The organism is Streptomyces sp. NBC_01537, from assembly GCF_045040445.1.
Taxonomy (GTDB): Bacteria; Actinomycetota; Actinomycetes; order Streptomycetales; family Streptomycetaceae; genus Actinacidiphila.
The window spans coordinates 4329412-4341932 of sequence record NZ_CP109392.1; the positions used below are offsets into that span (position 1 = coordinate 4329412).

Annotated in this window: 9 protein-coding genes; 6 read left to right on the forward strand and 3 right to left on the reverse strand. The window is 71.5% G+C overall.

Annotation, left to right across the window (positions count from 1 at the left end; all coding sequences use genetic code 11):
• Nucleotides 1-63: 63 nt before the first annotated feature.
• Nucleotides 64-576: a GNAT family N-acetyltransferase gene (locus OG607_RS19945; protein WP_405724894.1), complete on the reverse strand. Its 513-nt coding sequence runs from the start codon at nt 574-576 to the stop codon at nt 64-66.
• Nucleotides 577-614: 38 nt separating this feature from the next.
• Between OG607_RS19945 and OG607_RS19950 the strand changes: the two genes are divergently transcribed.
• Entirely contained in the window at nt 615-1574 is a 960-nt protein-coding gene (locus OG607_RS19950; RefSeq protein ID WP_405724897.1) for a D-2-hydroxyacid dehydrogenase family protein, read from the forward strand.
• Between the two features lie 33 nt (nt 1575-1607).
• Here the strand turns inward: OG607_RS19950 and OG607_RS19955 are convergent, their stop codons facing one another.
• The gene (locus OG607_RS19955) at nt 1608-3548 is read right to left on the reverse strand and encodes a phosphatase PAP2 family protein (protein WP_405724900.1); all 1941 of its coding nucleotides are present in this window, start codon (nt 3546-3548) and stop codon (nt 1608-1610) included.
• A gap of 317 nt (nt 3549-3865) precedes the next feature.
• Nucleotides 3866-5434 (reverse strand): serine/threonine-protein kinase, encoded by a 1569-nt coding sequence (locus OG607_RS19960; protein ID WP_405724903.1) that lies wholly within the window; start codon nt 5432-5434, stop codon nt 3866-3868.
• Nucleotides 5435-5710: 276 nt separating this feature from the next.
• On the opposite strand from OG607_RS19960, the gene OG607_RS19965 reads away from it, so the two are divergent.
• The 5 genes from OG607_RS19965 to OG607_RS19985 all read left to right on the forward strand — a co-directional run bounded on the left by OG607_RS19965 (nt 5711) and on the right by OG607_RS19985 (nt 12082).
• Nucleotides 5711-7999, forward strand: coding sequence for a M4 family metallopeptidase (locus OG607_RS19965; RefSeq protein ID WP_405724906.1), 2289 nt, complete (start codon nt 5711-5713; stop codon nt 7997-7999).
• 238 nt (nt 8000-8237) lie between these two features.
• The gene (locus tag OG607_RS19970) at nt 8238-8918 is read left to right on the forward strand and encodes a class I SAM-dependent methyltransferase (RefSeq protein WP_405724909.1); all 681 of its coding nucleotides are present in this window, start codon (nt 8238-8240) and stop codon (nt 8916-8918) included.
• A 55-nt stretch (nt 8919-8973) separates the two neighbouring features.
• Nucleotides 8974-10842 (forward strand): SpoIIE family protein phosphatase, encoded by a 1869-nt coding sequence (locus OG607_RS19975; protein ID WP_405724912.1) that lies wholly within the window; start codon nt 8974-8976, stop codon nt 10840-10842.
• Nucleotides 10843-10934: 92 nt separating this feature from the next.
• Nucleotides 10935-11693 carry a hypothetical protein gene (locus OG607_RS19980; RefSeq protein ID WP_405724915.1) on the forward strand — a complete coding sequence of 253 codons (759 nt, stop codon included), beginning with the start codon at nt 10935-10937 and terminating at the stop codon, nt 11691-11693.
• A complete protein-coding gene (locus tag OG607_RS19985; protein ID WP_405724918.1) occupies nt 11651-12082 on the forward strand; it encodes a GntR family transcriptional regulator in 432 nt (143 codons plus the stop codon). Before OG607_RS19980 ends, OG607_RS19985 begins: the two co-directional genes overlap by 43 nt.
• Nucleotides 12083-12521 lie beyond the last annotated feature (439 nt).

Below are 12521 nucleotides of genomic sequence, written 5' to 3' on the forward strand. Positions count from 1 at the left end.
GATGGCCCACCTTACGGCTGCCCTACAACACCGCGCACCCGCCCTGACCGGTATGTCCCCGGCCTAGGGCCGGAAGAGTTCGAACCGCCAGTTGTTGCACCGGATCGGATGCCCCTTCGGGTACTCGAAGTCCATCTCCTCCAGCAGCTCGAAGCCCAGCTTCCGGCAGATCGCGTTCGAGGCGGGATTCGTGACCTTCGGGAACGCGTGCAGGTACCGGTGCTTCCGCTCCGCCGCCGCGGACGCGATGACCGCCTCCCCCGCCGCGACCGCGATGCCCCTCCCCTGGTACTGCGGCAGCACGCTCCAGCCCGTCTCGTAGACCTGCTCGCCCTGGAGCTCCGTCTCCCAGTAGCCGATGCCGCCCGCCGCCTCCCCCTCCGGCAGCACGACGACGCCGAACATCCGCCCCGTCCCCTTCTCCGCGATCCCCGCGTACCGCTTGTGACGGGCGATGACCTGCTCGTCGGTCTCCGGGCCGCCGAGGTGCGTCATCATCTCCGGCGCATTGATCCGCCGCTGGAGATCAAGGAACCAGTCCGTGTCCTGCCAGGGCTCGATCCGTACGTTCGTCATGCCTCCGTATTACCAGCGGCCACTGACAACATGGGGGGATGAAGCTGCGCTGCGCCGTACTGGACGACTTCCAGGGAGTCGCCACGACCCTGGCCGACTGGACGCCCGTCGCCGACGCCGTGGAGGTCACGACCTTCACGGAGCACTTCGGCACGGAGGACGCACTCGCGGCGGCGATCGAAGGCTTCGACATCGTCGTGACCCTGCGCGAGCGCGTCCCGTTTCCCGCGTCGCTGCTCGCGCGCCTGCCCCGGCTGAAGCTGCTCGTCGCCTCGGGCATGCGGAACTCGGTGATCGACTACGGCGCCGCCGCCGAGCACGGCGTGACCGTGTGCGGCACCGGGAGCGCCTCCACGCCGCCCGTCGAGCTGACCTGGGCCCTGCTGCTGGGGCTCGCGCGCGGCATCGTGCCGGAGGCGAACGCGATGCGCGACGGCGGGCCGTGGCAGAGCACGGTCGGGGCCGACCTGTACGGGCGGCGGCTCGGGCTGCTGGGGCTGGGGAAGATCGGCGGGCGGGTGGCGGCCGTCGGGCTGGCGTTCGGGATGGAGGTGGTGGCGTGGAGCCAGAACCTCACGGAGGAGCGGGCGCAGGAGGTGGGGGTGGTCCGCGCGGCCTCGAAGGAGGAGCTGCTGGCGAGCAGCGATTTCGTGTCCGTGCACCTCGCGCTCGGCGACCGTACGCGCGGGCTGCTGGGCGCCGCCGAGCTGGCGTTGATGAAGCCGACGGCCTATCTGGTCAACACCTCGCGGGCCGCGATCATCGACCAGGACGCGCTGGCCGACGCGCTGCAGGAGGGACGGATCGCGGGCGCTGGGGTCGACGTCTTCGACACCGAACCGCTTCCGCCCGCGCATCCGATGCGCTCGCTGCCCGGGCTGCTGGCGACTCCGCACCTCGGCTATGTGTCGCGGGACAACTACCGTACGTACTACGGCCAGGCCGTCGAGGACATCCAGGCATTCCTGGCAGGAGCCCCGGTCCGCCGCCTCGGCTGACGACGGACCGGGCCCGGCTGGGCCGTCAGGTGGTCAGCCCTTGACGATCCGTACGGACAGGCCCTTCGCCGTGTAGACCGGCACGGCCTTGTAGCCGTCGGCGTCGACCGTGATCGAGGCGAACTGGCCCTGGAGGCGGCGGGCGTCGATCACGGGGAGGGCGCGGCCGGGCTTGAGGCCGTCGGTGAGGCGGATGGCGAGGACGCTGCCCTTGGCGAGGACGACGTTGCGGTCGACGGAGAGCGGGGCGTCGTGGTCGCCGTGTCCGGAGACGGCGATGTCGAGGACGGCGCCGGAGGCCTGGGCGTAGGAGGCGCGGGCGTAGAGCTTGTCCTCGACGCGCAGCGTGCCGCCCTTGACCGCGATGTCGCCGGCGCCCAGGGCGCGGGCGGAGCCGGCGACGAGGGTGCCGGCGGCGATGGTGGTGCCGCCGGCGTACTCGTTGTGGCCGGTGAGGGTGAGGGTGCCGGTGCCGAGCTTGGTGAGGGCGCCGCAGCCGTCGATGTCGTTGCGCCAGGCGTCGGCGGCGGCGAAGCCGCCGGCGGAGGCGTCGAGGGTGACGGTGACGTCGGCGTCGAATGAGCCGTAGGCGTCGGCGGCGGCGAAGAGGTTGAGGCGTCCCCACTGCTCGGGGCCGTCGGTGAGGACGTAGCCGGCGGGCAGGGCGGTGGTGCGCAGGACCTCGCGGCGCTGGTCGGCGCTGAGGTAGGGCTGGCGGGTCTCCAGGAGGACCTCGGCGCCCTTGGGGACGGTCATGTCCGCGCTGCGGCCCTTGCGCGGCAGGACATAGGTCTGGCGCGGGGCGACGGCGGCGGCGTTGGCCTCGCGGTCGGCGTACGGGTCGGTGGCGCTGCCCGCCGAGTGGGCGTACGCGTACAGGGTGTCGGCGGTGGTGCCGGTGGCGGCCTGGAAGTACGCGGCGGCCTGGGCGCGGGCCGCGGCCTTGAGGGTGGCGTTGGCCGGGTCGGAGAGGGTGGCGGCGGCCAGGGCGGTGGCGAGGATGCGGCCGCCGATGACGTCGACGCTGTTGTGCATGCCGGCGACGATGCGGGTGTGGCTCAGCGCGAAGGCGCTGGCGACGAGTTCCTGGAAGCGCTCGGGCACGGCGTAGGCGTACGCGAGGGAGGCCAGCCAGAAGGCGTTGGTGTGGCCGCTGACGAAACCGCCGTCGTCGGTGGGGCTGGTGGAGCGCTGACGGAGCAGCTGCGGGACGACCACGACGTCGGACTCGTAGACCGGGAAGCCGAGGGAGTCGACCGTGCCGGTGTCGACGACCTCGCTGTTCTCCGTCATCCGCCAGGGGCGCGGGTACTGGAAGGCGTACTTGCTCGGGTTGCCCGAGGCGTAGTTGCCGCGAAGGGTGTTGACGAGGGTCGCCACCTGGCCCAGGTCGGAGGTGGGCGATCCGGGGCCGAGGGCGGAGCCGGCCGGGGCGTCGGCGGGGATCGCGTCGTTGATGGTGGTGGCGGGGGTGGTGTCCGGGGCGCTGGTGATGCCCGTGACGGCCTTGGCACCGGTCTTGTAGAGGCCGGCGAGCGGGCCGAGGCCCTCGATGGCCGCGTAACTCTGGTGCTGGCGGTCGTAGATGAAGGCCTTGCGGCCTTCGGCGTCGGTGCGGGTCGTGGTGATCTTCACCGAGTAGCGGACGTTGGCGCGCAGCGTCTCCGGTGCGAGGACGGTGCCGGTGTTCCAGGCGGTGCCGGTCTGCCAGATCTTCTGGAAGCCGGAGAGGATCTCGACCGCCGCGTTGGTGTCGGTGGTCAGGTTCGCCGTGACGTTCGTCGTGTAGTGGTCGACGAAGGGGAGCACCGCGGAGGTGGTGGTGGACGTCGCCGCGGCCGCGAGGGCGCGCGGGGTGAGCAGCCAGGCCGGACCGGCCGCGAGGGCTGTCGCGGCAGCACCGAAGGTGAGGAATTTCCGCCGGTTGATGCCGCTCGTCCGGTTGTTGGTGCTGCGTTCCATCGTGTCCGTCATGCTGCCCGTCTCTCTCCGCAAGCGCTTTCTCGGCCCCGTGCGCTGGGATTATCGAGCAGATGAGCGGGTGGGTGGCTGAATCGCATGTGTTCGTTACATGAACGTTTCCGGTCTGTCCGCCGGGTCCCTAGGGCCTGTCCGGGCGATCAGGGTCGGATAGGCCGCGGCGTCGCAGTGACATCAGCCGCTGGCGCGGCGGGCGGTGCATCGCAAGGCGCCGGAATGCCCGCAGACTGGTTTGTCTGTGGGCTTTTCGGCAACGCCGCGAGGTGCCGTGTCAGGTGTCGCGGACCCGGCCATGATCGCCCGGACAGGCCCTAGGAGCCCTTCGGGTTCACGCGTGTGACCCGGCCCTTGAGGTCCGTCTCCAGGTAGCCGGCGCCGTACTTGTCCGACAGGTAGATCATCAGCGACGGCACCTTGTCGATCGAGCCGGAGACAACGAGGACGTAACGGTACTGCGGCTTGGGGACGTTGAGCTTCTTGTCCGCCTGCTTCAACAGGCCCGGCAGCGCGTCCCAGTTGACCTTGGCGAGGTCGATCAGGGGATCGCTGGTTTTGCGGGTGCCGGCGCCGATGTCCGTGCGGGTGAGCTCGCCGTCCCGGTAGTCGTACTGGTCGTACTCGGTCTTGTCGGCCTTGGTCGGGGCCGTGACGGAGGCGTACTGCGGATAGAGGGAGAGTTTGACCACCTTCGTACTGCCGACCTTCGTGCGCACGGCCTTGATGACGCTGCGCACTCCCGCCGGGGTGAGCAGATTGACGTTGGAGGTCTGCGCGCCGCTACCGCTGCTACCGAGGCCGACGGAGCCGATGGAAACACCGGGCGGGATCAGGTGCCAGGCCAGCAGTCCGATCAGCGGCACCATCACGGCGGCCGCCGGCACGGCCAGAACCCCCGTCCACCGCCGCCGCCTGCGCTGGCGCACGGGGGCCGGGGCGGGGGCAGGGTCGGAGGCGCGGGCTCGGGAGTTCAGCGGCCGCGTCGGCGAGTCCGCCGCCGGGGCCGGGGCTGGGGCAGGGCCCGTCAACGTGACAAGGGGAACCGTGCCGCCAAGCGTGCCGCCGCCGGCCACGTCCGCCAGCAGCCGGTCGAGCCGGTCCGCGTCAGGCCGGGCGGCGGTGTCCCGGACGAGCAGTTCGAGCAGCACCGGGGTGAGCGCTCCGGAGCGGATGGGCGGGGGCAGCGGCTCGTCCATCACGGCGACCAGGGTGGCCAGGCTGTTCTCCCGCCGCAGCGGATGGCGGCCTTCCACGGCGACGTAGAGCAGCATCCCCAGCGACCACAGATCCGACGCCGGGTTGCCCTCCTCCCCGCGGATCCGCTCCGGGGCGATGAACTCGGGCGAGCCGATGAGCCCGCCGGTCGAGGTCAGCCGGGTCGCGTCCCGCAGCGTGGCGATGCCGAAGTCGGTGAGCACGGGCGTGCCGTCCCGGCGCAGCATGACGTTGGCCGGCTTCACGTCACGGTGGTGGACGCCCTCCGCGTGCGCGGCCCGCAGTCCCGCCAGCACGCCCCGGCCGACCCGGGCCGCCTCGGCCGGGGAGAGCGGGCCGTGCTCCAGCCGGTCCTGCAGCGATCCGCCCTCCACCAGTTCCATGACGAGCCAGGGGTGCGGGAGTCCGGGCTGGTCCACGATGTGGTGGATGGTGACCACGTTCGGGTGCTGCACCCTGGCCAGCGCCCGGGCCTCGCGCAGTACGCGCTCCCGCAGTTGCCGCTCGCCCTCCTGGGCATCCTCAGGCGGCCGCACCTCCTTGAGCGCGACCTCCCGGTGCAGCATCGTGTCGCGGGCCCGCCACACCAGGCCCATGCCCCCGCCGCCGAGCCGCTCCAGCAACTCGAAACGCCCGTCGATCAGTTCGCCGTGCCCGCGCTGTCCCACCGCATCCCCTCACCGTGATGGCGCATATCGTACGGCCGGCTGTGTGTTTCCCCTGCGAAAAATTCTTCTTCGTATGGCGGCGGACGAACAGGTCCAGGCCCTGCACAATGCGAGTAAAACGTAAAGGAATTGTGTTGATGCGCTCCTGACAACTCCACTGCCCGGGTGCAACCATCGTCCGGATCACTGCACCGCCCGGACGGCCTGACCGACCGTCCGGTCACCTCCGGCTGCCCGCTCATCCCGCAGGCAGCCGCGGCAGAAGGAGCAGCAACAGTGCGACCGTTATCCCCCCACGCCCCCAACACCCCCCACACCCCGCACACCCCCCGCCGCACCGCGACCGCGGCCCTGCTCGCGCTCACCGCGCTGCTGCTCGCCACCGGCGCGCAGACGGGGACCGCCGACGCCGACGCACAGCCCGGCAGGACCACCGCCACACCGAGGACCATCGCCACACCGAGGGCCGGCGCCGCCCAGGTGGCGCTGACCCCCGCCCGGCGTGCCGCCCTCCTCCAGCGGGCCTCGGATTCCCTGGCCGCCACCGCCGACTCCCTGAAGCTCGGGGACAGCGAGAAGCTGATCGTCAAGGACGTCACCAAGGACGCCGACGGCACCCTCCACACCCGTTACGCCCGCTCGCTGGCCGGACTACCGGTCCTGGGCGGTGATCTGGTCGTCCACCAGCGCACCGACGGCACGCGGACCGTCACCAGGGCCACCGGCGCCCGGCTGTCCGTCCCCACCGCGCAGGCCACGGCGAAGGCCCCGGCCGCCCCGAAGGGCACCAGGGCCAAGGGTGCCCCCCGCCTGGTCGTCTGGGCGGCGTCCGGCCGGCCGGCGCTGGCCTGGGAGTCGGTGGCCACCGGCGCACAGCCCGACGGCACCCCCAGCGAGCTGCACGTCATCACCGACGCCCGGACCGGCAAGAAGCTGTCCCAGTACGACGCCGTCGAGACCGGCACCGGCAACAGCCAGTACAGCGGCACCGTCACCATCGGCTCCACCCTGTCCGGCAGCACGTACGAGCTGACCGACGCGGCCCGCGGCGGCCACCGGACGTACGACCTCAACCAGGGCTCCTCCGGCACCGGCACCCTCTACACCGACGCCGACGACACCTGGGGCGACGGCACCACGAGCGACCGCCAGACCGCCGGCGTCGACGCCGCCTACGGCGCCCAGGAGACCTGGGACTTCTACCAGGACACCTTCGGCCGCAACGGCATACGCAACGACGGAGTCGGCGCCTACTCCCGCGTCCACTACGGCAGTTCGTACGTCAACGCCTTCTGGTCGGACTCCTGCTTCTGCATGACCTACGGAGACGGCTCCGGCAACGCCAAGCCGCTCACCGCCCTCGACGTCGCCGCCCACGAGATGACCCACGGCGTCACCGCCGCCACCGCCGCCCTCAACTACAGCGGCGAGTCCGGCGGCCTGAACGAGGCGACCAGCGACATCATGGCCGCCGCCGTCGAGTTCTACGCGAACAACCCCAAGGACGTCCCCGACTACACCGTCGGCGAGCTCATCGACATCAACGGCAACGGCACCCCGCTGCGCTACATGGACAAGCCCTCCAAGGACGGCTCCTCCCGCGACTACTGGTCCTCCAGCCTCGGCAGCGTCGACGTCCACTACTCCTCCGGCCCGGCCAACCACTTCTTCTACCTGCTCTCCGAGGGCAGCGGCGCCAAGACCGTCAACGGCGTCGCCTACGACAGCCCCACCTACGACGGCCTGCCCGTCCCGGGCATCGGCATCGGCAACGCCGCCAAGATCTGGTACCGGGCGCTGACCACCTACATGACCTCGACGACGAAGTACGCGGGCGCGCGCACCGCCACCCTGCAGGCCGCCGCCGACCTCTTCGGCGCCGACAGCGCCACCTACGAGACCGTCGCCAACACCTGGGCCGCCATCAACGTCGGCACCCGCATCGTGCACGGCACCTCGGTCACCAACCCCGGCGCCCAGGCCGGCGTCACCGAACTGGCCGCGAGCCTCCAGATCCAGGCCACCACCACCAACACCGGCTCCGCCCTCACCTACGCCGCCACCGGCCTCCCCGACGGCCTCTCCATCGACCCCGACACCGGCCTGATCTCCGGCACCCCGACCACCGCCGGCACCTTCACCGTCAGCGTCACGGTGACCGACGCCACCGGCAGCGCCGCCACCGTCTCCTTCACCTGGCTGGTCAACGCCACCGGCGCCTCCGTCTGGGAGAACCCGGGCGACGTCGACATCCCCGACGCGGGCGCCGCCGTCGAGTCCCCCATCACGGTCGCGGGCCGTACCGGCAGCGCGCCGAGCACCCTCCAGGTGTACGTCAAGATCGTCCACACCTACCGCGGCGACCTGGTCATCGACCTGGTGGCCCCGGACGGCACCGCCTACCGGCTGAAGTCCTCCAGCAGCGCCGACGGGACGGACAACGTCGACACGACGTACACGGTCGACGCGTCGAGCGAGACCGCGAACGGCACCTGGAAGCTCCGCGTACAGGACGTCCTCAGCCTGGACTCCGGCTACATCGACACCTGGAAGCTGACCTTCTGACCTGTTCGACGGCCGCCGGCGCGGCCACCGTCCTCGCCGCCCGCAGGCGCCGCCGCAGCAGCAGCGTCGCGGCCTAATCACCCAAATGTTCGACGGCCGCTGTACGGGCAGATCGCCCGTTCGGCGGCCGTCATCGATAACGGCCTCGCGAGGTCAAACCGCCCTGCATAATGGCCAGAATCTGACGGACCATGTGCATTATGGACTGGTTCGACGTCACGCTTGAAAGGGCGCTTCCGTGACCAACGGGACCAGCGGGACCGATTACGAGGGCATAGGGCCCGACCGCAGCGGTCAGGCCGAAGCCTTCGACGCCATCGGCGACCGCTACGACGAGGCCTTCCCGCACAAGGAAGGCCAGGTCTCCGCGGGTGAGTGGCTGATCGGAACGCTGCCGGCCGGATCCCGCGTCCTGGATCTGGGCTGCGGCACCGGGGTGCCGACCGCCCTCCAGCTGGCGGACGCCGGCTTCGAGGTCACCGGCGTCGATCTGTCCGGCGGTATGGTGGATCTCGCCAGGAAAAACGTCCCCGCCGCGACCTTTCACCAGCTGGACATCGCGGACCTCCGGCCTGGCGGACCCGCTGATCTTGGCCGGTTCGACGCGGTCGCGGCGTTCTTCGCCCTGCTGATGCTCCCCCGGGCCGAGATCCCCGTCGCACTGCGGACGATCCACGCCCTGCTCGCCCCCGGCGGCCTGTTCATCCTGTCGATGGTCGAGGCCGACGTGGACGACTTCGCGATCCCGTTCCTGGGCAACACCATCCGGGTGTCCGGCTATCTACGGGACGACCTGCACAAGGCCATCGAGGAGGGGGGCTTCGACATCGTCAAGGAGTCCTCGTACACCTACGCCCCGGAGGTCACCGACGTGCCGCCCGAGGAGCAGCTCTTCCTCTGCTGCAGGCGACGCGACTGACGACCCACCATCCGCCAGCCGCGGCCCGCGGCGCCCACCGGACGGAACCGAACGCGTGACAGAGCACCGTACCCCCCATGAAGGCCCCACCGGGCCGCCCGGCGTAGGCCTGGGCTGGGTGGGGCGGACCGCCCCGGAGGCCCCGGTGGCCCCGGAGGCTCCTGTGGCCTCTGCGGCCCCGGAGGACACCTGGACGCCTCAGCCGCTCCCTCAGCGCGGCTACGACCCGCCCCTGCCCGACGGGGGGCATCCGGAGCATGCCCGCAGCGGGGGCGAGGCGGCGCCCGACGCCGGGCCGCAGACCGACCGGCTCCGGTATCTCGACGTGGCGACCCGGCGGATCGCCCGCGGCATGGACCCCGACGAGACGCTCAAGGAACTGCGCCGGGCGGCCGTCCCCGCGTTCGCCGACGCGATTTTCGTCCATCTGCACGATCCGCTCACGGTCGGCGACGAGAAGACGGCCACGCCCATCGTCCTGCGTCTGCACAACAGTGGTCCCGCGCCGGAGGCCACGCATCCGGCCCTCGTCCACCGTCTCGCCGGACTGCTGGCGGCCGGGCGCCCGGTTTTCGGCGACGTACCGGGCATCGCCCCCGCGGTGAGCGAACTGCTCGGAGCGGCGGCCATGACCCCCGCGGCACTGCCGCCCGGCCGGCGGCTGATCATCGCCCCGCTGCGCGGCCGCCACCGCATGATGGGCACCGTGGTGCTGCTGCGCCGCCCCGATCAGCCCGCCTTCACCGGTGACGATCTGCTCGTCGCCTCCCAGCTCGCGACACACACCGCGCTCGGCCTCCACAAGTCGGTGATGTACGAACGCGAAGCCTCCGTCGCCGACGCGCTGCAGCGCGCCATGCTCCCGTCCTCGCTCCCCGAGCCCACCGGCGTACGCCTCGCCAGCCGCTACCTGCCCGCCGCCGAGACCGCCCAGGTCGGCGGCGACTGGTACGACGCGATCCCGCTGCCCGGCAGCCGCGTCGCGCTCATCGTCGGCGATGTCATGGGCCATTCCATGACCTCCGCCGCGATCATGGGCCAGCTCCGCACCATCGTCCAGACCCTCGCCGGGCTCGACCTGCCCCCCGACGAGGTCCTGCACCACCTCGACGAGCAGGCCCAGCGCCTCGGCAGCGAGCACATGGCCACCTGCCTCTACGCCGTCTACGACCCGATATCCCACCGCCTGCTCATGGCCAACGCCGGCCACCCGCCCCCCGTGCTCCTGCACCCGGACGGCCGTGCCGAGGTGCTGCGGATCCCGCCGGGCGCACCGATCGGCGTCGGCGATGTCGCCTTCGAGTCCGTGGAGATGTCCGCCCCCAACGGCGCCACCCTGCTGCTCTACACCGACGGCCTCGTCGAGACCCGCGGCACCGACGTCTGGACGGGCGTGGATCTGCTCAGCGCCCGCCTCCAGACCGCGGTCCACGGCCGCGTCCCCCCGCCCCTGGAAGACCTCTGCGACCTGGTCCTCGACACCGTAGGCCCGGGCGACCGCGACGACGACATCGCCCTGCTCACCGCCCGCTTCGACGGCTTCCCCCCGGACAGCGTCGGCTACTGGCTGCTGGGCCCCCACCCGCAGACCGCCGGACGAGCCCGCCAGCTGACCCGCCGGGCACTGCACCGCTGGGGCCTGGACTCCATGATCGACTCGACGGAACTCATGGTCAGCGAGGTCGTCACCAACGCCGTACGCTTCGCCTCCCGCCCCATCGCGCTGCGACTGCTCCGCACCGACGTCCTCCGCTGCGAGGTCGCCGACGACTCCCCCCAAGTGCCCAGAATGCGGCGCGCCGCGCCCGGCGACGAGGGCGGCCGGGGTCTGTTCCTCGTCAACGAGCTCTCCCGGAGCTGGGGCGCGCGGCGGCTGAGCACGGGCAAGGTCGTCTGGTTCGAACAGGAGATCCCCGACCAGTAGCCCAACCCACACCCTTGTATCAACCACTTGACACAAGCCAAGCGGCCCCGCCATCTTGTACTCACTACTTGATACAAGCGGTGAGGATTCCCATGTCCGAGCTCAACGCCGGCACCGACCGGCCCCTCCCGGCATCCCGCGCGGACCGTTACGCCCGCTGGGGCGGCCTGGCCGCCGGAGCCGTGGCCGCCCGCGCCGTGGCCTCGCTCGACGACGGCCTGGGCGTCGGGATCCTCTACTCCATCCCCGCGTTCGGCCTCTGCGCGGTCATCGGGGTACTGGTCGGCGACGCCCTGACGCCTCGCGCGCAAGGGCCGGTGCGCACCGCAGGCCTCACGCCACGCCGCGTCCGGGACTACGTACCGCGCCGCATGACCCCGCTCCTGCTCTGCCAGGCAGCCGTCCTGGTGATCCTTCTGGCGGTCGCGGCCACCGTCGCCTCCCCCGACGACATGGGCCGCGCCGGACGCTCCCTCGCCGCCACCTGCCACGGCGTCACCGAGTCCGCCGGCCCCTGGCCCGGCCTCTTCTACGGCCTCCCGGTCCTGGTCTCCCTCGCCCTGTCCACCGTCGCCTGCGGCTGGTCCCTCCTGCGCATCGCCCGCCGCCCCGGCGACGAACAGGCCCGCCACGACCGCTCCCTGGCCATCACCGCCGCCTGGGGCCTGCTGGTCTCGGCCCCCCTGCTGGGCGTCGCCTCCACCGCCTCCGGAGCCCTGATGAGCCTCAACTGCGACGGCACCCCCGGCACGATCGCCAACTGGCTGCTCTACCCAGTCGCCCTGATCTCGCTCGTCACCGTCCCCTGGTGCCTCGTCAGCATCGCCTCACCCCGGGCAACCCGCCGGTGAACATCCGCGTGGACACCGCCGGCCCCGTACCCCCGTACGAGCAGATCCGCGCCCAGCTCGCCGCCCTCATCACAACCGGCCGGCTCCCCGAGAACGAACGCCTCCCCACCGTCCGCCAGCTCGCCGCCGACCTCGGCCTCGCCACCGGCACCGTCGCCCGCGCCTACCGCGAACTCGAAGCCGCCTCCCTCATCCACACCCGCCGCGGCGCCGGCACCCGCGTAGCCCCACCCCCCGCCCACACCCCCCGCCCCACCCCCACCGCCCTCGCCGCACTCGCCGCCCTGGCCCACCGGTTCACCACCGAAGCCCGGGCCCTGGGCGCGGACGACGCAGCAGTGGAAGCGGCGGTCCGCGACGCCCTGGACACCCTGAAGAAGACCCCCTGACCACTCCGCGCAATCCCAGCAGGACAGAATCCGTCGAAGTACAGTTAGACAGAATTCGTCTAAGTCGGCATGTACAGACTTCGTCACCGACCCCTCCCCCGCTATGCGGCTGGGCATCGTTTCCGGGCGCCGCCGGCATGGCAAGTCATACCTGCTGCGGGCCCTCACCGAAGCAGCCCGGTTCACGGTGCGCGACATGGCTGAGACTCGGAACCGCCGACGCAGGCAAGCCGTGCGGTAGCCGGTAACGGAACTGGTACCGGACAGATGGGCAAGTTCCTGGCGCCGGGGGGCAATGTCACGCATGCTGGTTCTCCCGCATCGGGTGAGAGGCCGCCGTGCCGGCATCACTGGCACTCGCCACGCCAGGCCATTGCCTCAGCCTCGCAGGATGAAGAGTTGGCGCCAGAAGAAAACGGTGCAGGTCAGGGCATGGGTC